Raw genomic sequence first — 23,568 nt, 5'->3', positions numbered from 1 at the left:
TGTCGGCATGAGTGGCAGAGCAGACGATCCCGACGTTTCCCTGTTGCGTCCCTACCTGATGACGTCGGGGCGCACCAAGCCCGTCGACCACACCATCGAGATCGAAGCACAGGTGATGACGAGCAACCTGGGCGCGACCTCGGTGCAGAACCTGACGTTCGAACGGCGCGACATCATCTCGCTGTGCCGCCGGACGATGTCGGTCGCCGAAGTCGCCGCCATGCTCAAGCTGCACATCGGAGTGGCCCGCGTGCTCGTCGCCGACCTGGCCGCGCTCGGTTACGTCGTCATCCGCAGGCCCGAAGCTGAAACCCCGCAAGACCTCCGCATGATCGAAAGGGTCATCCGTGGACTCGAATCCCTCCGCTGACCCGGTGCTGGCGCCGAAGAAGCCGCCGGCCCCGGTCAAGATCGTCATCGCAGGCGGGTTCGGCGTTGGCAAGACCACGGCGGTGGCGTCCATCTCCGAGATCCCGCCGCTGCGCACCGAGGCGGTGATGACGTCGGCCGCCGCCGAGATCGACCGCACCGGGCACGTGCCGTCCAAGACCACCACCACGGTGGCGATGGACTTCGGCTGCATCACCATCGACGACGACGTGAAGCTGTACCTGTTCGGCACGCCAGGCCAGGACCGGTTCGGCTTCATGTGGCACGACCTGGTGGTCGGCGCGCTCGGCGCACTGGTCATCGTGGACACCCGCAGGCTCGACGACTGCTACCCCGCGGTCGACTACTTCGAGAAGGCCGGTGTGCCGTTCGTGGTGGCGGTGAACAAGTTCGACGGGATGCTCAACCACGACCTCAACGACGTGCGCTGGGCGCTGGCGGTGTCCGAGGAAGTCCCGCTGGTGACCTTCGACGCCCGCGAGAAGCTGTCGGTCCGCGACGCGTTGCTGGCTGTGCTGCGCAACACCTTCAGCCGGGCACAGGCTCGTACCGTCGCTCCCTGATCCGCACCCCGGGTCTGCTCGCTGGCGTGAACGCGCCAGGAGCAGACCTTCGGGGAGCGGGACCTGCTGTGGGCGGCGATCCGCCGTCCAGCGCGGTCAGGGTGGTGCGCCGATCCTGGTCAGACTGGCCAGTTCACCCTTACGGACGCTCCAGTGCGGCCATTGGTTCATGAATGCCGTTCACCTGTGACGCCTGGCTGTCCCGGTCGATGTAGTCGGCGACACCGCCGAGCCGGGAGTGCGCAATGAGCGAAACCGCCGTGATCAGGGCCGGGGACAGCAGGTTCCGGACGGGCTCGGCCGACCCGTCGTCGTTCGGGCGTGACCTCGCCGCGCTCGGCCGCACCCACCGAACGGTCTTCGACGAGCACATGGGAGCACTGCTCGTGTTGCGGCACAAGGACGTCTCCGCGGCCCTGCGCGACCACGGCACGTTCGGCACCGGTTTCTACGGCGTCGGGCCGATGGCCGCGATGATGATCTCCCACGGCGGCGCGGAACACACCCGGCAGCGACGCATCCACAACCGCTTCTTCAGCTCCGGCGCCAGCGCCCGGTACGCGGCGCGGGTCGTGCCCGTCGCCGAACGGGCGTTCGGGAAACTCGACGGCCTCGACCACGCCGAGCTCGTCGGGGACGTGCTCGCGCGTTACCCGATGCAGGTGTTCCTCGAACTGCTCGGGATCCCCGACGACCTCGGTGATCAGGGCCTCGACTGGGTCCGCGCGATCGTCACGTGGGCAGGTTCGCCGATGAACGAGGAACTGGCCGCGCCCGGCCAGCGGGCGTTCGAGGAACTACGCGCCTACGCAGCCGGACTGGTCGCCGCCGAACGCCGCGATCCCGGGCACGGCCTGCTCGGCGAGATCGTCCGCGCACACCTGGACGAAGGCGGTTTCTCGGTCGAGGCGTGCACGGTCGCCGTGGTGAGCCTGCTGCTCGGCGGCCTGGAGACCACGATCCAGATGCTGTCGGCGACGATCAGTTCGCTCCTGCTCAACCCGGACGCCCTGCGCGAGGTCGTCGGGAACCCGGCGGCCCGTGACGCCGCCGTCGACGAGGCGTCCGCTGGGCCAACCCGTCCGCGGGCCTGTACCGGCTCGTGCTGTCGGACGCCGAAGTCGGCGGGACACCGGTGTACGCGGGGCAGATGGTGTACGTCGCGATCGCCGCGGCGCATTTCGACGAAGCGGCGTACCCGCGTCCCGAGGTGTTCGACCTCGGCAGGCAGAGCGGGCACCTCGGCTTCGGGCTGGGCCCGCACTACTGCGTCGGTGCGCCGCTCGCGCGCATCGAGGTCCGTGCCGCGCTGGACGCGCTGCTCGACTGGTTCCCGCGGATCCGGCTCGCCCGCCCGGTGGAGTTCCGGTACGGCGCACGTGGCTTCGTCCAGCACGGCACGCAGGAGCTGCCCGTCCTGCTCAGCTGACCAGCCGCGCGGCTGGGTTAGATTCGAATCATGACGTCGTGGGCTGAACCGGACGACATCCGGTGGATCCTGGACACCTGCCAGACGTGGGCGATCGTCGGCCTGGCCGACAACCCACGCCGGGCCGCGCACGGCGTGGCGCGGTTCCTGCAGCAGCGCGGCAAACGCATCGTGCCGGTGCACCCGTCCGCCGAGACCGTGTGGGGCGAACCCGGCTACGCGACGCTCGCCGACATCCCGTTCGCCGTGGACTGCGTCGACGTGTTCCGGCGGGCCGGCGAAGCCGGGCAGTTCGCTGACCAGGCCGTCGACATCAACGCGAAAGCGGTGTGGTTCCAGCTGGACGTGGTGGACGCCGACGCGTTCGAGCGCGCGACGAAAGCCGGGCTGCGGATGGTGATGGACCGCTGCCCGGCGATCGAATGGCCGCGTTACGCCTGACTACGCGGGCTGCTGGCTCTCGGCCGGCTCGAGGTTGAGCGGCGCGGGCTCGGTCCGGGTCTCCGGCTTGTCGCGGAAACCGACCGGCACCCACTTGTCGAACCACTCGCGGTGCTTCCAGAGCAGGAACGCCGCACCGAGGACGCCCAGCGGGAGCGTGACGATCACGCTGCCCGAAAGCCAGACCTCCTCGCTGGTGACGAACCCCGGGAGCACGACCCGCAGGAAATTGGCCACCGCGAGCACGAAAAAGAAAACGGCGGTATAGAACGATAAGCCTCGACGCTTGTCCATCGGTCCCCCAGTACATATCCGCACTTAGCAGGGAGAGCCCCGGGGACGGCGGGAAATCACCGTCCCCAAAGCTGCCTAGCTCACATATTCAAGCAAATGCGTGGCGGTCAGGGAATCACTTTTCGAAATCAGTTCGGCCGGGGTTCCGGTGAACACGATCCGGCCGCCGTCGTGCCCGGCACCCGGACCGAGGTCGATGATCCAGTCGGCGTGCGCCATGACGGCCTGGTGGTGCTCGATGACGATCACGGTGTTGCCGTCGTCGACGAGGCGGTCGAGCAGACCGAGCAGCTGGTCGACGTCCGCGAGGTGCAGCCCGGTCGTCGGCTCGTCGAGGACGTACGTGCTCGCCTTCTCCCCCATGTGGATCGCCAGCTTGAGCCGCTGCCGCTCACCGCCGGACAACGTGGTCAGCGGCTGGCCGAGGGAGAGGTAGCCGAGCCCGACGTCCACCAGCCGGTCGAGGATCGCTCGAGCCTGGCCGGAAGTGAAGAACTGCTGGGCCTCGGCGACGGACATGCCAAGGACCTCACTGATGTCCTTGCCGCGCAACTTGTACTCGAGAACCTCTGCGGTGAACCGCTTGCCCTGGCACTCCTCGCACAGCGAAGCCACACCGGCCATCATCGCCAGGTCGGTGTACACCAGCCCGATGCCCTTGCACTTGGGGCACGCGCCTTCGGAGTTGGCGCTGAACAACCCCGGCTTGACCCCGTTGGCCTTGGCGAAGGCACTCCGGATCGGGTCGAGCAGGCCGGTGTAGGTCGCGGGATTGCTCCGCCGTGACCCGCGGATCGGCGACTGGTCGGCCACGCTGACGTCGTCACGCACCGAGACCGATCCGTGGATGAGCGAACTCTTGCCCGACCCGGCGACGCCGGTGACGACAGTCAGCACACCGAGCGGGATGTCGACACTGACGTCCTTGAGGTTGTGCAACGTGGCGCCCGTGATGGACAGCTGTCCCTTCGGCACGCGGACGTTGTCCCGCAACCTGACCTTGTGGTCGAGGTAGCGACCGGTCAGCGTCCCGGACTTCCGCAGCCCGGCGAGATCCCCGGCGTAACAGATCTGCCCGCCGTTGGACCCCGCCCCGGGGCCGAGGTCGACGACGTGGTCAGCGACCGCGATGACCTCGGGCTTGTGCTCGACGACGAGGACCGTGTTGCCCTTGTCCCGCAGTTGCAGCAGCAGGCCGTTCATCCGCTGGATGTCGTGCGGGTGCAACCCGACCGTCGGCTCGTCGAAGACGTAGGTGACGTCGGTGATGCTCGATCCCAGGTGCCGCACCATCTTGACGCGCTGCGCCTCGCCGCCGGACAACGTACCGGACTCGCGGTCGAGGCTGAGATAGCCGAGACCGATCTCGACGAGCGAGTCCAAAGTCTCCCGGAGGTTGCCGAGCAGGGGCGCCACCGACTCGTCGGTGATGGCCCGGACGAACTCGGCGAGTTCGTTGATCTGCATGGCGGAGCAGTCGGCGATGGTGCGCCCGTCGATCTTCGACGACAGAGCCGCCTGGTTGAGCCGCGTGCCACCGCACAGCCCACACGTGTCGAACGTGACCGCGCGATCGACGAACGCGCGGACGTTCGCCTGCATCGACTCCCGGTCCTTGGCGAGGTACAGCCGTTGGACCTTGACGACAAGGCCCTCGTAGGTGGTGTTCGTGGTACCGATCTTGACCTTGGTGGACGGCCGGTAGAGGAAGTCCTGCCACTCCTGCTCGGTGTAGTCGGACAACCGGACATCGGGGTTGACGAACCCGGAGAGCGCGATCGTCTGCCAGTACCAGCCGTCGACGTTGAAGCCGGGAACGGTGATGGCACCCTCACGCAAGGACAACGACTTGTCGACGAGCCCGTCGACGTCCACAGCGGACACCCGCCCGAGCCCCTCGCACTCCGGACACATGCCCTCAGGGAGGTTGAAGCTGAACGCACCGGACGTGCCGACGTGGGGATGACCCAAGCGGGAGAACACAATCCGGAGCATGGTGTACGCATCGGTGGCGGTGCCGACAGTGGAGCGCGAGTTGGCGCCCATCCGCTCCTGATCCACGACGATCGAAGCACTGAGGTTGTGCAGCGCGTCCACGTCCGGCCGGCCGAGGCTGGGCATGAACGACTGGATGAAAGCGGTGTAGGTCTCGTTGATCAGCCGCTGCGACTCGGCCGCGATGGTGCCGAAGACCAGCGAGGACTTACCGGAACCGGAGACACCGGTGAACACGGTGAGCCTCCGCTTGGGGAGGTCGACGGAGACGTTCCGCAGGTTGTTCTCCCTGGCACCACGAACCTGGATGACGCCGTGGCTGTCCGCAATATGGTCCCCCATGCCAACCCTTCTGATAGCTTACGCCGTAAAGAGAAAGTCTACCAGGTGATTGTCAAGCCCCCACCCGAGTAAAGGCCCACCCCACCCCGCCTGTGGACAACGAAGCCAAGTCGATCTTCGCCGCACCGGAACTGTCACCCCTCACCGCTACGCTGGATATCGGGGGGCCGTGGCCGTTCTTGCCGAGCCCACCTGCTGTGGCTAACCAGGCCACCGACTGCATACCGCCTCGGCCAGACCCGGCCCACCGGCCGCCGGGCCACCCACCGAGGCGCACTTCTCCCTGGTCGCGCGGCGAACGCCCAGACGCCAACCTCAAGCACCGCTGCCAATCCAGGCCGTTCGATCTCGGCGGCCCGCCGACCTCACGGTCGCGGCCACACCCTTCACACCAACACCGCAGCATCCGCACGCGCGCCCAGCCAAGTGGTCATCGCGGCGACACAGTCGTGCCATACCTACTAGCCCTCAGCGTCGCAGTCCGCTGCGGCTGCTACATCGCCAAGTCCGCAACCGCGCCGCACGCAGCGGCGAGTGGGACTCCATCCAGGCCGTCTGGCTGAGCCACCCCACCGTGGCCGCCTGACTGGGCCACTACATCGACCACCCACCAGGCCCGTTCACTACGGCCGCCTCATCGAGCCACCCACCGCGGCCACCGCGCCACTCACCGCGATCGCCCATCAAGCCACTTACCCCGGCTGCGCTGTCAGGCCAATCCCCGGCCCTCGCACAGGCAGCCTCACCTCTATGGCCGTTCCATCGCGCCACCCACATCGGCCCGCCACGGCCTTACACGAGCGGCCCCACCACAGCAGCGCATCCACTCCAGCACGGCAACTCGCCGAGCCATCAGCACGGTCGCCCCACTGCGCCACCCCATCAACCACCCCGGCCAAACCACCCACCACGGCCGCAAACCCGAGCCATAACCGCCGTGGCCGCTCCATTGAGCCACCCGCACCGACCAGCCCACCCGGCAACCTGACCACGGCACACCAGGCCCCGCCGAGGACCCTCGAACAGACAACCAGGCCCCTACACCGAGCCACGCCGTCCCACTGAACCAGCCCAGCCGCCTGATCCCGCCGCAAGCAAACAGCAACACCGCTGTGAAGCGAAGCTGCAAAGAGAAGACGCCCCGCAGCCAGTGGCCGCGGGGCGTCAGCAAGAGCGGAGATCAGCCGATGGGGCGTTTGGCGGCGAAGAAGTCCTTGCCGCCCTTGGCCACCGGGGCGGACAGGACGGGGATGCCGTAGTCGGAGGCGTGCACGATCATGCCGTTTCCGATGTACATCACGACGTGGTGGATCGTGGCCGCGCTCGAACCGTAGAAGAGCAGGTCGCCGGGCTGCAACTGGTCCCTGGACACCGGGCGGCCGACCTTGTACTGCTCGCGGCTGGTGCGGGGCAGTTTGTAGCCGTGTTGCGCGTACGCCCACATCATCAGCCCTGAGCAGTCGAAGACCGGGGGCTTCGTGCCGCCGAGGGCGTAGCGGTCGCCGCGGCGGCTCAGTGCGGAGGTCACTGCTTTGCCTGCGATGCCGTTGCCGGGGAAGTAGACGCCCTTGTCCATCTCGCCTTGCAGGGCGGCGCGGTCGGCGGGCGACAGTTTGTCCAGCGAGGTGGTGATCTCGTTGATCTGCTTGTCCAGCTCGGCACGCTTGGCTTTGATGTCCTCGGCCAGCTTGGCTGCCGCGTCACGGGCTTCGGTCGCGCGTTTCTGGGCGTCGGCGGCTTTCTTCTCCGCGTCGTCCGCGGTCTTCACCGCGCCGACGAGGGACTGCAGCGCCTTGTTGTTGTCCGAGGCGATGACGCTCAGCGCCGAGGAGCGGGCGAGGAAGTCCTTCGGTGAGACGCCGGTCAGCAGGGCGGACAGCTTGTCGAAGCGCGCACCGCGCAACGAGGCCTGCGAGAGCGCGTCGACCTGGCCGCGGAACTCGTCCTCCTTGACCTTCGCCTCGCCCTTGGCCTTGTTGGCCGCGGCGATGTCCTCGCCTGCCTTGGCGATCTCGCCCTGGCGCGCGTCGCGGTCCTCGACGGCCTGCAGGTAGTCCTCGTTGAGTTCCTTGGCCTGCGTGTTCAGGTCGCGGTAGCGCTGCAGGGTCGGCGACTCCTGCTGGGCGTACACCGGCGCAGGCAGCAGGGCACCGACGAGTGTGATCACGGCGGAGGCCGTCAGCGCTCCGCGCTTGAGTCTGCTGGACACGCGCGCGTGTCTCCTTCTCAGTCGATCGAGCACCTGGCCGGACACGGGCGGCCAAAAGATCTCGGCAAGATTACGAAATCACTCAGCGTAAGTCCACAGCGGGGGCATGCAACGCATTTCCCCAGATGATCGACTCGCATCCGCGACCTGGTCGGCCCCCATTTCGGCCGAATGATTTCGCTCTGGCGCTAACGCACCGCCACCGCGGCGTCCGACAACCGGCGCATCTGTTCCCCGGTGAGCTTCACGTCGAAAACGTCGGCGATGACCTGAGCCCAGCCGTGCACGAAGTAACGCCAGCCGTCGACGACCGTCAGTTCGTCGGCGGCCGCACGGGCACGCGCGGTGGCCAGGAAACCCAGGCTCCCCCGGTAGTTGATCTCCCAGATCAGGCAGCCCGGCGGGAACTCGCAGCCCGCCGAGATCGGCGAGCCGGGCGTGTCCTTGCCCATCCCGGTCGCGTTGACGATCATGCTGCCCGGCGGCAGCAGTTCGATCAGCCCGTCGACCGGCCCGGTGACCGGGACGGTGTCCACGTGCACGCGTACGCGCTCACGCCTGAGCATCGCGCGCAGCGCCGCGAGTTTGTGGTTGGACCGGTCGGTGCAGAAGATCCGCCTCGGCATGTCGGCCCGGTGCGCGAGATACCAGACGATCGCCGTGCCCGCGCCGCCCGCGCCGAGGCAGAGCAGTTCGCCGCCGGTGCTGCCGAAGTGGCCCGGCGGGATGAACTCCTCCATCGCCAGCCCCGCGGTGACCGGGTCGAAGGCGTGCCCGGTCAGCTTTCCATCCTTTTTGGACAGCGATGAGATCTCGCCGAACCGGGTGGCGTCGGGGTCGAGCTCGTCGAAGAGGTCGCGCGCCGACTGGTAGACGCCGATCTTGTGCGTGGTGATCAGGGCACCGGGGATCTCCGGGTCGGCCGCGATCCGCGTGATCACGTCCCGGTAGTCGTCGCGCGCGGCGCCGACCGGTAAGTCGAACCCGGTCAGCTCGCGGGTCGGCAGGCCGAGGATCTCCGCCCACACGGGGAAGATCCGCCTGATCGACGACTCGCCGGTGCTGACCCCGACGAACCCCATGCTCACCGCTCGGCCCCTTCCTCGACGGCAATGCCCGCTCGGACGCTTTTACTTCAACGACCGTAGCAGTGCCCACCGGCAGTTTCGGGGCCTCGGGTGGTGCCGGGTCAGTGGATTTGTCAGGCCGTCAGGAATTCGTCGATCAGCGCATTGACTTCGCCGGGGTTCTCGACCGCCGCGAGATGTGCGGTATGCGGCAGGACAACGAATTTCGCGCCGGGGATCGCACTCGCCATCGCCCTGGTCTCGCCGACGGGGAATGTCGCGTCCTCGGCGCCCGCGACGACGAGTACCGGAACCGTGATCCCGGCGAACAAGCCGAGTTGATCCGGCCGCCGCGGGACGACACTGGTCACGGCCCACGCCGACGAACGCACGTCGACCCGGCGGATGGCCTGCTCGATCCGGGTCACGGCGTCCGGCCTGCTGCGCCGCGTGGTCGGCCCGGTGAACGCGCCGACCGCCGCACGCACCAGCGGGCCACGCATGCCGATCACCCGGGAGAATCCGTTGAGCGGGCCGTATTCGAACTTCTGCCGCCGACCGGCCGGTGAGGCGGTGCAGTTCATCAGCACGGCGCTGAGCACGCGTGCCGGGTGGAGCGCGGCGAAAGTGCCGCCGATCATCCCGCCCCACGAATTACCGACGAAATGCGCACGCTCCGCCCCTATTCCGTCAAGAATGCGGGTCACGCACCGGGCGCAGTCGGCGAAAGAGAACGGACCGGTGAGCGGATCGCTGCGACCGTGACCGGGCGGGTCGACGAGCACGACCTGATAACGATCCGCGAAATGCGATTCCTGCGCGGCCCACATGGAGCCGTCCATCAGCAGGCTCGGCCAGAACACGATCGGTGTCCCCGAGCCGCTGACCCGCACGTGGATCCGGCCGAGGTCGCAGCTGACGCGCACCCGTCGAGCATCCGGCACCCGGCGCGCCGGGCGACCAAGATCTTCTGGCCGCAAATTTCCTTGTGTGACCCGCGTCATGGCCGCTGGGGACCGCCGTCACCTCGGTACTTACGGCAGCGACAACCGGGACACCTGGAGCACAAAGTGAAGATCCGTGACCGCGTCATCCCCGTCGGGCAGACTCTGCGGGTTCACGTCCTTCCCAGCGCGATCAAGAACGCAGGCAAACCCCGCGTGTACGGCTACGTGTGGGGCACGGCCCAAGACGAGAACCAGGACCTGCTCACCTGCTGGACCTTCGACCACGGCTGGTTGCTGAGCAAGGTCTTCCACGACGACCAGCCCGGCTTCGGGCCGGGGATGACGGCGCTGCTCGACACCCTGCGCACCACCGACGTGCACGCGGTCGTCGTGCCCATCAGGGACAGGTACGCGCAGGCGATCGCCCGCCGGATCGAGCGGTCGGGCACGTCCTGTCTCGTGGTCCCGGGCTGACGCCCGGTCCAGGGCATTACACCTAGAATGGGGCCATGCCGGAACCGATCCTGGTCGCGATCTCCGCAGCACTGGCCGCGAAAGCCGTCACCTCCATCTACGACTTCGTCCGAACCAAGTTCGCCACGCGCAAGGAAGCCGCCGCGGCGCTCGATGCCGCGCAGGGCGCCGCACCCGAATCACCCGAGGTCAAGGCGCTGGCCGCGGAGCTGGAGAAAGCCGAGGCCGCCGACCCGGAGTTCGGCGAGCAGCTGCGCACGCAGTGGCAGGCGGCTCAGCAGGCAGGCACCCGGACGGGGAACATGTCGATCTCCGGGACCATGGAGAACACCAAGTTCGTGCAGGCGCAGAACATCAACGGCGACATCAACTTCTGATCACCGCTTCGGCAGGCGCACCCCGGCGAACTGGTTGGCCTGCCCCACGACACGGCCGCTGCTGTCCCAGGCGACGGCCGTCTCGTCCATCCGGTTGCCGGTGATGTCGCCTGCCTCCAGCCGGACCCGGATCGGTCCCGGCGCGGGCAGCCTGCGGATGTAGGCGGACAGCTGCAAGGTCGGCGCCCAGCCGAAAACGCCCAGCTCGAGCGACACCGGCGGCACCGGGTCGAGTGCGACGAGCAGGCTCAGCGGATCCCACTCGGACCCGTCGGCCAGCCGCTGCCACGTCGAGATGGCGCCGGTGGCCGTGGGTTCGCCGGCGGCGAACGCGTCGAGGACGGCCGGGTCGAGGCGCGTCTCGACAACGTCGAGGATGGGCACCTCGAAGGTGTTGCCCGGCGCCGAACTGGGGAACCGCCTGCTGTCCTGCTCGGCGGGCATCTCCGGCTCGGTCACGCTGGTCCACCACGGGTCGTCGTCGACGAGGGTTCCCTGGGTGACCAGGGCCTCGACGCACGGCTGCCCGTCCCGCACGAGCCTGGCCCGCAGCTGGGTCAGGCTGCGGGCGGTCTGCAGGAGCTCGACCTGGACCGTGGCCGGGCCGGGTTCCGGCGCATTCGGGAACGAGGCGCTGACGGCCGTCAGGTGCGGGTGATCGGCCAGTTCGGCCGCGGCACGGGCGACGACGGCGAGCAGGTAGCCGCCGTGCAGCTTCGTGCCCACGGCCCACTGCGCGTCCAGGTCGGCGGCGAACTCGCCGGGACCGGCGGCCTCGATCGCCGTTGCCTCTTTGAAGGACCCCATGATCCTCACCCTGACACCCCAACTAGACAGTGTCAAGATTTCGCGGCGCGGCTCATACCCCGGGATGCGGACTTGCACGCTCCTGGCAGCGCCGATCCTGGCGACGGGCGGAAACGTCCTGGGGCGAGCCGGTTTCGCACCAGGACGAGGACGCCTTCCCACGCCTGGGGGAACAGCGGACGCGTTGCTGAACCACGACCGGCCGATCAGGTAGCGCTGGCGACCTTCCACAGGTAACCGTCGAGGTCGCTGAAGAACCCGAAGTAACCACCCCACTGGGCAGCCTCGGCCTCCTTCACGACGGTGCCGCCGGCGGCGACCGCGGCCCGCATGACCTCGTCGACTTCGTCGCGCGAATCGGTGAGGTGGTGGAAGGACACGCCCCGGAAACCGGATCCGTCCGGGGAGACGCCCGCGTCCTGGGCCGCGGCGTCCCACGCGTACAGCGCGAGGTTCGAGCCCGCGCCGAGCTTGCACGTCACGAAACCGGGGTAGTCCTGCTCGATCTCGGCACCCATGCCTTCGGCGTAGAACTTCTTGGCGCGGTCGACGTCCCGCACGCCGAGCATGATGGTGCCGGCCTTCAATGTGGTCATGCCGGAAACCCTAGGGACCCCTCGCACGACGGCGCTTCTTGAATCCTGATCAGGTGTTGTCGGGCAGCACCAGCGTCGCCCGTGCTCCCCCGTCTTCGGCGTTGTCGAGTGTCAGTGTGCCGCCGAGGACTTTCACTTGCGCCACCGCGATGGTCAGGCCGAGGCCGTGGCCGCTTCCCCGGTCGCTGCTGCCGGTGCGGAACCGGCTGGGTCCTTCTTTGAGCAGGTCGTCCGAGAAGCCCGGGCCGTGGTCGCGAACGGTCACCGTCAGACCGTCCACTGTGACCTCGACTGGCGGCTCGCCGTGTTTCGTCGCGTTCACCAGGAGGTTGACCAGTACCCGTTCCAGCCGTCGCGGGTCGGTCCGGGCCGGCTGTTGCTCGTTCACGGTCACGGCTGCTTCCGGCGCGACCCCTGCCACGCGGCGGCGCACGAATTCGGCCAGTGCCAGTTCCGAGAGTTCCGCGCGTTCCGTCGCCGTGTCGAGCCGGGCGACTTCGAGGATGTCCTCCACCAGGACACGCAGTACGCGCACCCGGTCGCGGACCAGTTCGGCCGGGCGGGACGGTGGCAGCAGTTCCGCCGCTGTCACCAGGCCGGTCACCGGGGTGCGCAGTTCGTGCGCGATGTCCGCGGTCACGCGTTGCTCGGCTATCAAGCGTTCCTGCAAAGCGTCGGCCATGGAGTCCATGGCCTGGGCCAGTTCCGCTGCCTCGTCGCGTGGCCGGTCCTTGATCACGTCACGCACCCGCGCTGTCATGTCCCCGTCCGCGACTCGACGGGCCGCTCCGGCCGCGAGACGCAGGCGGCGGGACAAGCGGCTGACCAACAGCACGCCCAGTACCGAGCTGAGGATCACCACCCCGAGCGAGCTGATCAGCAGGACCTGGTCGAGACGTTTGAGCGCCTCGTCCCGGTCGGAGTACGGGCTGCGCAGCGACAGGACTTTCCCGTCCGTCTCCGCCGCCGCCCAGATCCACGAACCGTCGGCCGCCCTTTGCAGATATGTCGCCCGGTTGCCGCCTTTCACGGCGCTCATGAGTTCCGGCGGGAGCGCCGACGCGTCCAGCTCGCTGCCCAGCGCCGCCTGGCCGGACAGCGCGTACTCGCGGATCACCAGCTGCAACCGCTGGTCCTGCAGCTGGCGCGCGTCCGACAGCTGGGTCTGGGCGAACTCGGTGCGCACCAGCAGGCTCAACGCTGTCGCCACCAGTGCGCTGACCACGGCGATGGCCGCGCTCAGCCGCCATCGCATGGACGTCGGCAAGAGCCTCATACCGCCGTCTTCAGTTTGTAGCCGAAGCCCCGGACCGTCTCGATCCTGTCCTGCCCCACCTTCGCGCGCAGCCGTTGGACGTGCACGTCGACCACCCGCGAGTCGCCGCCCCACTGGTAGTCCCACACCTGCTCCAGCAGGACGTCACGGGTCAGCACGCTTCCCGGCGAGTCCACGAAGCACAGCAGCAGGCGCAGCTCGGTCGGCGTCAGTTCGACCGGCTGGCCGGCCACGCTGACCTCGAGGCCGTCGCGTTGCACCTCCAGATCACCGAACCGCAGCGGCTGTTCGCCGTTGACCGCCTCGGCACGGCCCATCCGGCGCACCACCGCCCTGATCCTGGCCACCAGCACGGTGCTGTCGAACGGCTTGGTCACGTAGTCGTCCGCGCCCGCCTCCAGGCCGAGCACGACGTCGATCGGGTCGGCCCGGGCCGACATCATGATCACCGGGGTCGGGCTCTCCTCCCGGATCTGCCTGCACAGGCTGACGCCGTTCATGCCCGGCAGCATCAGGTCGAGCAGCGCCACGTCCGGCGCCAGCGACCGGAACCTCTCCAGCCCGGTGATCCCGTCCTCGGCGACCGTGACCGTGAAGCCGTCGCGCTCCAGCGCCAGCTGGGTCGCCTCCCTGATCACCGCGTCGTCCTCGACCAGCAGGATGTGCATCGGAGTCACCGTTTCACCAGCTCGAACGCGGTCCCTGTCCACCGGTAGAACTTCGAGATCTGCTGCGACGGCCATGACCTGTCGCTCGACCGGTACTCCCAGTGGACCATCTGCAGGCCGCCCTTCCCGCCGACGTCGACCAGCACGGCGGGTTCCTCCAGCGCGAACAGGTCGACCGGTGGTTTGGCCACGACGTCGTACACGTAGTTCGCGATCACGCCGTTGCCGCGGGCGTACTCGGCGCTCGGCACGGGTTTCTGGTCGGTCCCCCTCTGGTCGCAGGCGGTCACCTCGACGAGCAGTTCCGGGACGTCGTCGCCGGTGACGTCGGCGTAGCGCGCGTCGACCGGGAAGCGCCCGGCGTTGCACGGCGTCAGGTGGTTCTTGATCTTGTCACTGACTTTCGGGTCGGTCCTGAGCAGGGCGACCGGGTCGAACGACGGCGTCACACCACTCGGCGGCGGCGGGGTGGACGGCGGCGGCGTCACCTGGATCGCGGCGCCCTCGACCCGCACCCCGCCTGCCGTGGCGCAGCCGGCGAGCAGCACCGTCAGACAGCACAGGCCCAGTGCCAGTCGCCGCATTCGGCCCTCCTTCGTCACTCCATTCTGCCGACTCCCGCCGAGCGGGCCATTCGGCTGTTACACAGCCGCCGGACACCTGCGTGCCGCCTGTTACACGACCGTCGGACGACCGCCGGAAAGCGTGCATAGCTTCGAAGGAGATCACGTTTTGCAACACGTCGGGGAGCCGGGTGACCATGGTGGAGCGTCTCAAGCCGTTCAGGTACGTGACACTGGCAGTGCTCGCACTGCTGGTGGCCGCGATCTTCCTGGCGACGGAGGAGACACGGGCGCGGCCGGAACCGACGGCCGCGCGGCAGCCCCAGTCCCAGCCGCCGACCACCTCGGCGACGCTGAACTTCCGGCCCGAGCCCAAGATCGGGCCGGCGAAGCTGCTCTACAAGGTCGAGACGACCGACCCGGTGGTGTTCCTCACCATCGACGACGGCGCGCACCGCGACCCGGCGATGGCGGGCATCCTCAAGCGCAACGGGATCAAGGCCGCGTTCTTCCTGACCGACCGGTACGTCCGGCAGGACCCGGAGTTCTTCCGCGGGCTGCGTGACGACACCGGCTCGGCGATCGAGAACCACACCGCGACGCACCCGAACCTCAAGGGCAAGTCGCTCGAGCAGCAGACCGCGGAGATCGTGCCGGTCTCCGACACCTACGAGAAGCAGTTCGGCCTGCGGCCCACGTTGTTCCGGGCGCCGTACGGCAACAGCGACGAAGCGACGCTGCAGGCGGCCGGTGAGGCGGGCGCCAAGTACGTCGTGAACTGGGGTTCGGAGGTGCGCGGCGGCCAGGTGAGGTTCAGCGGTCCGCGTGAGTTCCGGCCCGGCTCGATCGTGCTCATGCACTTCACCGACAACTTCGAGGCCGACGTGAACGCCTTCATGACCCAGGCACGCGCCAACGGGCTGGCGCCCGCACTACTGACGGACTACTTGCGATGAGAACCATGAAGATCCTCTCGATCATCACCAAGGGGCTGGTCGCGACCGTCTCGCTGGCCGTGCTCGCGGTGACCGCGGGCGGCTGGTGGACCTACCGGACCGCCACGGACAACCTCGCCACCGACGACGTGATCGTCCCGGACACGGGGCAGCCCAGCGCGAACGGTTCGCCGCTGCCGTTGCGCCGCGAACCGCAGGACACCACGATCCTGCTGGTCGGTCTGGACAGCCGGACCGACAACCAGGGCAACCCGTTGCCGAGGGAACTGCTCGCCCAGCTCCAGGCGGGCAACGCGACCGGCGAGCAGAACACCGACACGATGATCGTGATCCACATCCCGGCGGATCCGACCAAGAAGGCGTGGGGCCTGTCGCTGCCCCGCGACTCCTATGTGGACATCGCGGGCGGGTTCGGCAGGCACAAGCTCAACTCGGCGTACGCGCGGGCGAAGGTGTCGACCGCGAACCAGCTGCGCGGCCAGGGCAAGGACGCCGCCACTGTGGACCGGGAGTCGACCACGGCAGGCAGGCGCAACCTGATCGCCACCATCAACACCCTGACCGGGCTGCGCATCGACCACTACGCGGAGATCAACCTGCTCGGGTTCAGCGAGATCACCAACTCGGTCGGCGGCGTCCCGGTGTGCCTGAACGAACCGGTGCGCGACTCGTACTCCGGGGCGAACTTCGCCGCGGGCCGGCAAACCCTGCAAGGGGTGGACGCGCTGAGGTTCGTCCGCCAGCGGCACGGCCTGACCAACGGCGACCTCGACCGCGTACGCCGCCAGCAGGCGTTCCTGGCGGGCCTGGCCAACCGGATGTTCAGCGCGGGCACGCTCACCGACCCGGCCAGGATCACCGGTCTCGTCAACGCGCTGACCAAGGCGGTCGTGCTCGACAAGGGCTGGGACCTGCTGTCGTTCGCGCAGCAGCTCGGTGGGCTGAGCGCGGGCAACGTCCAGTTCGAGACCATCCCGACCGGACGGATCAACCTGTCGACGTCGGACGGCAGCGCGGTGGAGGTCAACCCCAGCCAGGTCCGCCAGTTCGTGCAGGACCTGCTCGTCCCGCCGGTGCCGCCCGCCCGCGGGTCGCGGGAAACCCCCAATGCCAAGAAGATCGATATGCAGGAGAAGGTGCAGAAGATTGCCAGTGTCGAGCCCATCAACGCCGGAGCGATCCCCTGCGTGGACTAGCCGTCCCGAGAGCCAGGTCAGCGCCACCCCGGTCGCGGCCACCAGGATCCCCCTGGTCCCCGGCTGGCTGGCGGTGCTCGGGCCGGGTGCCGTCGCCATCGGCGGGCTGGTCGCGGGTGGCCTGCTGTTCCCGTTGTCCATTGTGGTCGGCTGTGTGCTGGCCGCGGTGTTCGCCGAGCGGGCCGCGTTCTTCGCGGTGGCCGTCCAGCCGCCGCTGATCACGGCGATCGCGGTGGCTGGTGGCGTGTTCATCGGTGGCCGGCCGCTGCTGTCGGGGGCCGCCCAGCTGGCCGAGGCGTTCCCTTACCTGGGCGGGACCATCGTCGCTGTCCTGGCGATCCTCGGTGTGCGCTGGTTCGCCGCCGCACGTGTGGAGAAACGTGCGTCGAGCGCCGTCTGACCAGCCGTCCGCAGGACAAGCCAAGCCCGTCGCGTTCCAGCCGCGACGGGCCTTCCTCTTCTCCGGAGCCCTGCCGGTGGGCGTGATCGAGAGCACCTTGCTGACCCTGTACCCCCAAGGGGTATAAATCAGGGGAAGCACCCGAAGACGGAGGGGATACCGGCCATGTCACAGGCGACCTACACCGTGCAGGGCATGACCTGCGGCCACTGCGTCAGCTCGGTGACCGAGGAGGTCGGCCAGATCACGGGCGTCAGCAGCGTCGACGTGGACCTGACCACCGGCAAGGTCACCGTGACCAGCGACGAGGACCTCGACATCGACGACGTCCGCGCCGCCGTGACCGAGGCCGGGTACCAGCTGGCCAGCTAGTCAGACAGCCGCGTCAGCGGCCACGTAGACCTCCTCGAACGCGGTCAGGGTGTGGCCGGTGTTGTGCGCCGCGATCTTCTCCCGGCTGGCCCGGCCCATCGAGACGGTCACCGAACGGTCGCGGAGCACCTCGCCGAGCGCCGCGGCGAGGACCGCGACATTGCCCGGCGGGTAGCGGAAACCGTCGACACCGGGGCCGGCCAGGTGCGGCAGGGCCATCGCCCCCATGGTGGCCAGGCTCTGCAGTTCGGCCGTGCCGGGCATGCAGAACACGTCCGCCCGCTGGTACGCGCGAACCAGCTCGTCGTCCGGCACGAAACCGCGGAACCACCCACATAGGCGACCCCACGCCGTCACCTTCCATCCCGACCTGAGGCGCACCTCTCGACCGCTTGTCCACACTGCCCGAAGAAGACCCCACCACGCGTTGAACGCGATCGGTCATGCCAACAGCGGCGCAGCATTCACCCAGCAGTGGCCGTCAACAGCGGGATCAGCTGATCCGCTGCCGTGAGCGACCCGTGCTGGCCGTTCAGGGCGGCCATCTTCGGTTCCACCCTGGTCCGGACGATCGCCGACTCGCCGCGTGCCGCGACGACCAGGTCACCGATCCGGCGGCGCGCGTAGCCGGCCACCTCCGGCCCGAACCACCCGGCCTCGATCGCCTCGTCCCTGGTCGCCAGCCACGCCCGGTCGCCGAGCAGCTCGATCCACGCGGCCCGCACGTCCGGCAGCGCACCGGCCTCGGTGTAGACGTGCCGCACCCTCGGCTCGCCGCCGAGCATCCGGACGCCCTCACGCAGCCGCGGCTCGTGGTCGTAGTCGACTCGGTCGTCCTGGCCGACCGCGACCATGCCGTGGTCCGCTGTGACGACCAGCATCCCGTCCGGTGGCAGTTCCTCCGCGATCGTCGCGGCAAGCCTGTCCACCTGGCGCAGCTGGTACCGCCACGCCTTGCTGCCCGGTCCGAACACGTGCCCGAGCAGGTCCAGCTCCGAGTGGTAGGCGTAGCAGAACACGCGGGAGGCAGCGTTGAGCGCGTCCACGGCTTGCATCGCCAAGTCACCGAGGCCGAAGACGCCCGCGAACTCGCCGCCACGGAACGCCGCCCTGGTCAGGCCGGTCCCGTCGAAGCCGCGCTGGGTCGCCACACGGACCAGCACACCCGCGTCGGTGGCGCGCTGGAACGCGGTGGTCACCGGCTGGACCTGCTCGGGCACGTACTTGTCCCGGAAGTCCACGCTCTTGCCGCCCGCGTGCAGTCCCCAGCTCAAAGCGTTGATCAGCTCGTCGTCGGACACCGCGAACGTGTACCCCACGATGCCGTGCACACCGGAGGGCACGCCCGTGCCGATCGTGGTCAGGCTCGTCGCGGTCGTCGCCGGGAATCCCGCGGTGATCTCCGCACCCGCGAGGCCGGTCAGGAACGGCGCGTCGGCCTGGTGCGCCCGCAGCTGCTCCCAGCCGAGGCCGTCGACCAGCAGCAGGCACACCCGGCGCGCCTCGGGCAACGGCAGGGTCGCGGCCATCCCCGGGACACCGAGACCCGCCATGATCGACGGGACCACATCGGCCAGCGAGCCCGAACCGTACCTCGGCACCAAGGGAGTCCCCATGATCCCAACCTAGCCGAACAGCAACCCCAATTCAGCCGGAGCGACCTCGTCGAGCTGCGCGTACGTGCAGGATTCCGGCGTGCGGTCGTGACGGAACCGCACCAGGCGGCTGCCGTGCCGGAACCGCCTGCCCTGCACGTGTTCGTACCGCACCTCGGCCACCCATTCGGGTCGCAGCGGCACCCAGGACAGGTCCTTGCCGACCGCCCAGCGGCTGTACGCGCCCGGGACCCGCTGCTCGGCGTGTGCTTGTGCCCATTCACGCCACGGGTGGTCCTCCAGCGCGTTCTCCCGCAGCGGTGCCAGCTCGGTCACGAGTTCACGGCGGCGCGCCGCGGTGAAGCTGGTGGCCACGCCGACGTGGTGCATCGTGCCCCGGTCGTCGAACAAACCGAGCAGCAGCGACCCGACCGACTCGCCGTCCTTGTGCCAGCGGAAGCCCGCCACCACGCAGTCCGCCGTCCGCTCGTGCTTGACCTTCCACATCACGCGTTTGTCCGGCTCGTACGGGTGGTCGACCGGTTTGGCCATCACGCCGTCGAACCCCGCGCCCTCGAACCGGGTGAACCAGTCCTGCGCGACGTCCGGGTCCGTGGTCAACGGGGTCAGGTGCACACGCGCGAGCTTGTCGTCCAGCACACTTTCCAGCAGACGGCGCCGCTCGCCGAACGGCTCGTCCATCAGCGATCGGTCGTCGAGCGCCAGCAGGTCGAAGGCGACGAAACTGGCCGGTGTCTGCACGGCCAGTTTGTTCACCCGCGAGGCCGCCGGGTGCAGCCGCAGTTGCAGCACCTCGAAGTCCAGACCGGCGTCGGTCACGATGACGATCTCACCGTCCACCACGCACCGCCGCGGCAAGGCCTCCCGCAGCAGCTCGACCAGTTCCGGGAAGTACCGGGTCAACGGCCGGTCGTTGCGCGAACCCAGCTCGATCTCGTCGCCGTCCCGGAACACCACGCACCGGAACCCGTCCCACTTCGGCTCGTAGCTCAGTCCCGGCGTGCGCGGCACTTCGTGCACGGCCTTGGCCAGCATCGGCTTCACCGGCGGCATCACGGGCAGATCCACTCTGCGACCCTAAAGCACTGGTCAGGGTGACGCGAGTGCGCCGGTTGGCGTCAGCGCGGACGCCCTGATCGCCGGGTACACCCCCGATGGCCACCGACGCGGTCAGGCCGCCGAGCACCGCCGTGCCGGGAACGACCAGCGGCCAGCACCGCAGGTGCGCGTACGCCGCCGTGCCCGCGATACCCAGCGTGCCGCCCGCGATCCCACCGAGTCCACACAGGACGACGGATTCGGTGAGGAACTGGCCGCGGATCTGTCCCCTGCTCGCGCCGATCGCGCGGCGCAGCCCGATCTCCCGCCCGCGTTCCAGTACCGAGATGACCATCGTGTTGGCCACGCCGATCCCGCCGACCAGCAGCGCCACCCCGGCGAGGCCGAGCAGCAGCGTGCCGAACGCGTCATGCGTGATCCGTTTGGCGGCCAGCGCGTCCGACAGGCGGCTGACCTGGACGAGCCCCGGTTGCCCGGGGTTGAGCGTCCCCGGCAGGACCTGGCGCACGTCGTCGATCGCCGCCTCGTCCGAGCGGACGCACACGACCGTGGGTCTGCCGTCGAACGCGAGCCGCGTCCTGGCGCGTCCCAGCCGACCAGCACGGACCGCTCGACCTCGGGCGCAGCGGCATCGGGCCGAGCACCCGGTCACCGCGAACCACTTGTCCCCCAGCCTGATCTGCGGAGCGCCGGACACGCTGGCGATACCGAGCCACGTGGCCGATTTGCTGCCGAGCACCACTGCCGGGAACTTCTCGGTGGCCTGGCTGAGGAACGTGCCCGAGTGCACGCTGCCGCCGGGAACGGTCAGCAGATCCGGGGTCGCGGCCGGTGTCGTGGTGCCAAACCCCTGGGTGGCCAGATCGGTCCGGCGGACTTGCGCGTGCACGTTGGCCACGCCGCTCGCGGTGCGCACAGGAGCGACCCGGCGTGCCATGTCGACCGGCTCCGGCACCATCCCGGCTTCCTTGTCGCTGACCTGGTCCGGCACGGCCTGTGCGCAACAGGTTCGGGCCCAGCGCCGCGAGCTCGTCCACCACCGCTTGCCGACTGGACGCGGGGAAGCCGATGACCACGAGCATTGTCGTGATACCGATCGAGATCCCCAGCGCGGCCAGCACCACGCGCAACGGCCGGGTCCGCAGCCGCGCGAACCCCAATGACAGCAGATCAAGCGGCGACACGGGCGACCCCGCTGTCCGCTTGGATCCGGCCGTCGCGGATCGCCACGACCCCGTGGCATGCGCGCGGCGATCTCCCGGTCGTGGGTGATCACGGCGATGGTCGTGCCCGTCGCGTGCAGTTCCTTCAACAGGTCCAGTACCGCGAGACCGTTCGTGGTGTCCAGCGCACCCGTCGGCTCGTCGGCCAGCACCAGCGCGGGCCGGTTCACCAATGTGCTGCCCGTCCAGTTCCACGGTTCCGGCGGTGGGTGATGTGCCCGTCAGGTGCAGCAAAGTGGACTTTCCCGAACCGGACGGGCCCACGATGGCCAGCAGTTCACCGTGGGAGATCGTCAGGTTCACGTGGTCGAGCGCACGGACCTCGCCCGCGTAGTGCTTGCTGACGGCGTGCAGCCGCAGCACAGGCTTCATGACGCGGTCACCACCTTCATGCCGTCGGTGACGCCCGCGCCGCTGACTCCACCATTCCGTTGGCGAACATGCCTTTCTGCACAGGCACAAGCTTGCGCCCGGGTGAACACGCGGTCGGGCTGGGCCGCCAGCGTGGCCATCAACCGGAACTCCCCCGGTGTGCACAGGACCACCGCGCCGTCGCTGACCAGTTCGTGACGGTCCGGATCGATCACCAGCGCGCCCCCCGGCACCCGGTCCTCCTCGGCGGGTCTCGGTGCGGTCCGGCGCAACAGGGTGCGTACCCGCGCCATCAGTTCCCGTGGACTGAAGGGCTCGGTGACGTAGTCGTCGGCACCGAGGTCGAGCCCGAGCAGCAGATCGTCCTCAGTGGAACGAGCGGTCAGCATCAGCACCGGCACATCGGATTCGCGGCGTACGATCCGGCAGACGTCCAGACCGTCCACTCCGGGCAGCATGACGTCGAGGACCAGCAGGTCCGGCCGGCTGCCGCGGACCTCGTCGAGCGCGGATCGGCCGTCGTGCACGGCCGCGACCGTGTGGTGTTCCCGTTCGAGCTACCGGCGGGCCAGCTCAGCCTGCTTGTGGTCGTCCTCGGCCAGCACGACGTGCGCACACATGAACCCGATGATAGGGCGGAACAGCTGTCAGACCGGTGATCCTGACAAGACGCTGGCAATCCACTCCGGACTACCCGAGCGCGAGCCCGAGCCCGGCGGCCGCGAGTCCGGCGACGACGCTGAGCCCGACGTTCAGCGCGGCGGTCCGGTAGTCCTTGCGCTCGACGAACTGGAGCGTCTCGTAGCCGAATGTGCTGTACGTCGTGAGCGCGCCGCAGAACCCGGTGCCGACCAGCGCGTGCACACCACCGGCGGCCCCGGCGACCAACCCGAGCAGGAAACACCCGGCGACGTTGACCACGAACGTGCCCCACGGACTGCGCACCGCGCGGCTGACCAGATAGCGCACCGGCGCGCCGACCATGGCGCCAAGAACCACGAAAAGCGCTGTCACCACGGACGCCTCGCCAACCGCCTAACCAGCCAGACACCGGCGGCCACCGCCACAAGAGCCGCGACCAGCGTCCCCACCAGGTAGGCACCGGCCAGCCACGGGGAGTCCGACAGCAGTTGGTCGGCGTCGACGGCGTACGCGGAGAACGTGGTGAACCCGCCGAGCACGCCGACCCCGAGGAACGGCCGGACGAGCCGATGCGCCCGGAACGTCTCGGTCGCCAGCACCATCAGCACGCCGATCAGGAAGCAGCCGAGCACGTTGATCCCGAACGTCCCCCACGGCGCCGGCACCGCGAGGCCGACCAGGTACCGCGCCAGCGCCCCGAGCCCACCACCGACCGACACCGCGGCGACGATCGGCAGTTCGGAGCGCACGCGCTCACTCTACGCAGGTCAGAGCTTATGCGTACGGCGCGGTGATGATCTCCATGGCGTGGCCGTCCGGGTCGTCGAAGTAGACGCCACGTCCGCCGAACAGGTGGTTGATCTCGTTCGGCTTCTCGTGGTGCGGGTCGGCCCAGAACGGGATCCCGGCGGCCTTGATCCGGTCGAAGGCGGCGTCGAACTCCTCGTCGGTGACGAGGAACGCGCAGTGGTGGGCCAGGAAGTCGCGCGTGTCGTCCATGTAGTCGATGGTGACGCCGTTGGCGACGGCCACCGGGTAGAACGGTCCCCACTTGGCACCGGCTTCGATACCGAGGACGTCGGCGATGAACTGGGCGGAGGCCTTGGCGTCCTTCGCCGGAACGATGATGTGGTTCAGTTCGATGGCCATGTCACCGACGGTAATCGCGCGGCGATTTGACGTCAAAGCACTCGGCGGACGAACTGGGGAGTTCGTCATGTCCCGCGCCCGGCCGTCGAGTGTCCACAGTGTTCACCGGTTCACATGGTTGAACCGATCCGGTTGCGGCACAGCC

General features: G+C 68.8%; 26 protein-coding genes and 3 pseudogenes. 10 read left to right on the top strand and 19 right to left on the bottom strand.

Annotated elements, in window-relative coordinates; genetic code table 11:
- The first annotated feature begins 7 nt into the window (after positions 1–7).
- From AOZ06_RS10310 to AOZ06_RS10295, 4 genes are all read left to right on the top strand, one after another.
- Positions 8–370 (top strand): DUF742 domain-containing protein, encoded by a 363-nt coding sequence (locus AOZ06_RS10310; RefSeq protein WP_054289230.1) that lies wholly within the window; start codon positions 8–10, stop codon positions 368–370.
- Positions 348–953: a GTP-binding protein gene (locus AOZ06_RS10305; protein WP_054289229.1), complete on the top strand. Its 606-nt coding sequence runs from the start codon at positions 348–350 to the stop codon at positions 951–953. The genes AOZ06_RS10310 and AOZ06_RS10305 overlap by 23 nt, the downstream gene beginning before the upstream one ends.
- Before the next feature lie 245 nt (positions 954–1,198).
- Positions 1,199–2,416 carry a cytochrome P450 family protein gene (locus AOZ06_RS62460; protein WP_054289228.1) on the top strand — a complete coding sequence of 406 codons (1,218 nt, stop codon included), beginning with the start codon at positions 1,199–1,201 and terminating at the stop codon, positions 2,414–2,416.
- Complete coding sequence (locus AOZ06_RS10295) at positions 2,413–2,823, top strand: CoA-binding protein (RefSeq protein WP_179950816.1); 411 nt, start codon at positions 2,413–2,415, stop codon at positions 2,821–2,823. Before AOZ06_RS62460 ends, AOZ06_RS10295 begins: the two co-directional genes overlap by 4 nt.
- Here AOZ06_RS10295 and AOZ06_RS10290 read toward each other — a convergent pair whose 3' ends face one another.
- The 5 genes from AOZ06_RS10290 to AOZ06_RS10270 form a co-directional block, all read right to left on the bottom strand.
- Positions 2,824–3,117 (bottom strand): hypothetical protein, encoded by a 294-nt coding sequence (locus tag AOZ06_RS10290; protein ID WP_157232955.1) that lies wholly within the window; start codon positions 3,115–3,117, stop codon positions 2,824–2,826.
- Between the two features lie 75 nt (positions 3,118–3,192).
- A complete protein-coding gene (locus AOZ06_RS10285; RefSeq protein ID WP_054289225.1) occupies positions 3,193–5,454 on the bottom strand; it encodes an ATP-binding cassette domain-containing protein in 2,262 nt (753 codons plus the stop codon).
- Positions 5,455–6,634: 1,180 nt separating this feature from the next.
- Positions 6,635–7,663 (bottom strand): NlpC/P60 family protein, encoded by a 1,029-nt coding sequence (locus AOZ06_RS10280; protein WP_054289224.1) that lies wholly within the window; start codon positions 7,661–7,663, stop codon positions 6,635–6,637.
- Positions 7,664–7,851: 188 nt separating this feature from the next.
- Entirely contained in the window at positions 7,852–8,745 is an 894-nt protein-coding gene (locus AOZ06_RS10275; RefSeq protein ID WP_054289223.1) for a shikimate dehydrogenase family protein, read from the bottom strand.
- A 119-nt stretch (positions 8,746–8,864) separates the two neighbouring features.
- A complete protein-coding gene (locus tag AOZ06_RS10270; RefSeq protein WP_218921965.1) occupies positions 8,865–9,656 on the bottom strand; it encodes an alpha/beta fold hydrolase in 792 nt (263 codons plus the stop codon).
- A gap of 144 nt (positions 9,657–9,800) precedes the next feature.
- Between AOZ06_RS10270 and AOZ06_RS10265 the strand changes: the two genes are divergently transcribed.
- Entirely contained in the window at positions 9,801–10,151 is a 351-nt protein-coding gene (locus tag AOZ06_RS10265; RefSeq protein WP_054289222.1) for a hypothetical protein, read from the top strand.
- A 35-nt stretch (positions 10,152–10,186) separates the two neighbouring features.
- Positions 10,187–10,528: a hypothetical protein gene (locus tag AOZ06_RS10260; protein WP_054289221.1), complete on the top strand. Its 342-nt coding sequence runs from the start codon at positions 10,187–10,189 to the stop codon at positions 10,526–10,528.
- Here the strand turns inward: AOZ06_RS10260 and AOZ06_RS10255 are convergent, their stop codons facing one another.
- The 5 genes from AOZ06_RS10255 to AOZ06_RS10235 all read right to left on the bottom strand — a co-directional run bounded on the left by AOZ06_RS10255 (position 10,529) and on the right by AOZ06_RS10235 (position 14,459).
- Positions 10,529–11,335, bottom strand: coding sequence for a thioesterase family protein (locus AOZ06_RS10255; RefSeq protein WP_054289220.1), 807 nt, complete (start codon positions 11,333–11,335; stop codon positions 10,529–10,531). It abuts the gene before it with no gap.
- A gap of 206 nt (positions 11,336–11,541) precedes the next feature.
- The gene (locus tag AOZ06_RS10250) at positions 11,542–11,931 is read right to left on the bottom strand and encodes a VOC family protein (RefSeq protein WP_054289219.1); all 390 of its coding nucleotides are present in this window, start codon (positions 11,929–11,931) and stop codon (positions 11,542–11,544) included.
- Between the two features lie 49 nt (positions 11,932–11,980).
- A complete protein-coding gene (locus AOZ06_RS10245; RefSeq protein WP_054289218.1) occupies positions 11,981–13,207 on the bottom strand; it encodes a sensor histidine kinase in 1,227 nt (408 codons plus the stop codon).
- Positions 13,204–13,875, bottom strand: a complete 672-nt coding sequence (gene cseB, locus AOZ06_RS10240; protein WP_054296545.1) for a two-component system response regulator CseB — start codon at positions 13,873–13,875, stop codon at positions 13,204–13,206. Before cseB ends, AOZ06_RS10245 begins: the two co-directional genes overlap by 4 nt.
- Positions 13,876–13,880: 5 nt before the next feature.
- Positions 13,881–14,459, bottom strand: a complete 579-nt coding sequence (locus tag AOZ06_RS10235) for a hypothetical protein (RefSeq protein ID WP_054289217.1) — start codon at positions 14,457–14,459, stop codon at positions 13,881–13,883.
- A 176-nt stretch (positions 14,460–14,635) separates the two neighbouring features.
- Between AOZ06_RS10235 and AOZ06_RS10230 the strand changes: the two genes are divergently transcribed.
- The 4 genes from AOZ06_RS10230 to AOZ06_RS10215 all read left to right on the top strand — a co-directional run bounded on the left by AOZ06_RS10230 (position 14,636) and on the right by AOZ06_RS10215 (position 17,362).
- Positions 14,636–15,394 carry a polysaccharide deacetylase family protein gene (locus tag AOZ06_RS10230; protein ID WP_157232954.1) on the top strand — a complete coding sequence of 253 codons (759 nt, stop codon included), beginning with the start codon at positions 14,636–14,638 and terminating at the stop codon, positions 15,392–15,394.
- A 5-nt stretch (positions 15,395–15,399) separates the two neighbouring features.
- Positions 15,400–16,590 (top strand): LCP family protein, encoded by a 1,191-nt coding sequence (locus AOZ06_RS10225; RefSeq protein ID WP_054289215.1) that lies wholly within the window; start codon positions 15,400–15,402, stop codon positions 16,588–16,590.
- Positions 16,547–16,990 (top strand): DUF6542 domain-containing protein, encoded by a 444-nt coding sequence (locus tag AOZ06_RS10220; RefSeq protein WP_157232953.1) that lies wholly within the window; start codon positions 16,547–16,549, stop codon positions 16,988–16,990. The genes AOZ06_RS10225 and AOZ06_RS10220 overlap by 44 nt, the downstream gene beginning before the upstream one ends.
- A gap of 165 nt (positions 16,991–17,155) precedes the next feature.
- Positions 17,156–17,362, top strand: a complete 207-nt coding sequence (locus tag AOZ06_RS10215; RefSeq protein WP_054289213.1) for a heavy-metal-associated domain-containing protein — start codon at positions 17,156–17,158, stop codon at positions 17,360–17,362.
- Here AOZ06_RS10215 and AOZ06_RS10210 read toward each other — a convergent pair whose 3' ends face one another.
- The 9 genes and pseudogenes from AOZ06_RS10210 to AOZ06_RS10170 form a co-directional block, all read right to left on the bottom strand.
- Positions 17,363–17,719, bottom strand: a complete 357-nt coding sequence (locus tag AOZ06_RS10210) for a glycosyltransferase family protein (protein ID WP_157232952.1) — start codon at positions 17,717–17,719, stop codon at positions 17,363–17,365. It lies immediately after the preceding gene.
- A gap of 107 nt (positions 17,720–17,826) precedes the next feature.
- Positions 17,827–18,978 carry an alkaline phosphatase family protein gene (locus AOZ06_RS10205; RefSeq protein WP_054289211.1) on the bottom strand — a complete coding sequence of 384 codons (1,152 nt, stop codon included), beginning with the start codon at positions 18,976–18,978 and terminating at the stop codon, positions 17,827–17,829.
- 9 nt (positions 18,979–18,987) lie between these two features.
- A complete protein-coding gene (locus AOZ06_RS10200; protein WP_179950815.1) occupies positions 18,988–20,046 on the bottom strand; it encodes an ATP-dependent DNA ligase in 1,059 nt (352 codons plus the stop codon).
- A 211-nt stretch (positions 20,047–20,257) separates the two neighbouring features.
- A pseudogene (locus tag AOZ06_RS61640) lies at positions 20,258–20,371 on the bottom strand (ABC transporter permease); the annotation flags it as partial.
- Between the two features lie 836 nt (positions 20,372–21,207).
- Positions 21,208–21,632: pseudogene (locus tag AOZ06_RS53690) on the bottom strand (ATP-binding cassette domain-containing protein).
- A pseudogene (locus AOZ06_RS10185) lies at positions 21,629–22,177 on the bottom strand (response regulator); the annotation flags it as partial. The pseudogenes AOZ06_RS53690 and AOZ06_RS10185, both read right to left, overlap by 4 nt.
- A gap of 145 nt (positions 22,178–22,322) precedes the next feature.
- Positions 22,323–22,649, bottom strand: coding sequence for a fluoride efflux transporter FluC (locus tag AOZ06_RS10180; RefSeq protein WP_335338380.1), 327 nt, complete (start codon positions 22,647–22,649; stop codon positions 22,323–22,325).
- On the bottom strand, positions 22,643–23,023 hold the full coding sequence (locus tag AOZ06_RS10175) for a fluoride efflux transporter FluC (RefSeq protein ID WP_054289208.1): 381 nt from the start codon (positions 23,021–23,023) through the stop codon (positions 22,643–22,645). The genes AOZ06_RS10180 and AOZ06_RS10175 overlap by 7 nt, the downstream gene beginning before the upstream one ends.
- A 25-nt stretch (positions 23,024–23,048) precedes the next feature.
- Complete coding sequence (locus AOZ06_RS10170) at positions 23,049–23,423, bottom strand: VOC family protein (RefSeq protein ID WP_054289207.1); 375 nt, start codon at positions 23,421–23,423, stop codon at positions 23,049–23,051.
- Positions 23,424–23,568 lie beyond the last annotated feature (145 nt).

The sequence above is a fragment of the Kibdelosporangium phytohabitans genome (assembly GCF_001302585.1).
GTDB classification, from domain to species: Bacteria; Actinomycetota; Actinomycetes; order Mycobacteriales; family Pseudonocardiaceae; genus Kibdelosporangium; species Kibdelosporangium phytohabitans.
The sequence above is the reverse complement of the archived record's forward strand: the minus strand, read 5'-3'. Positions and strand labels throughout refer to the sequence as shown.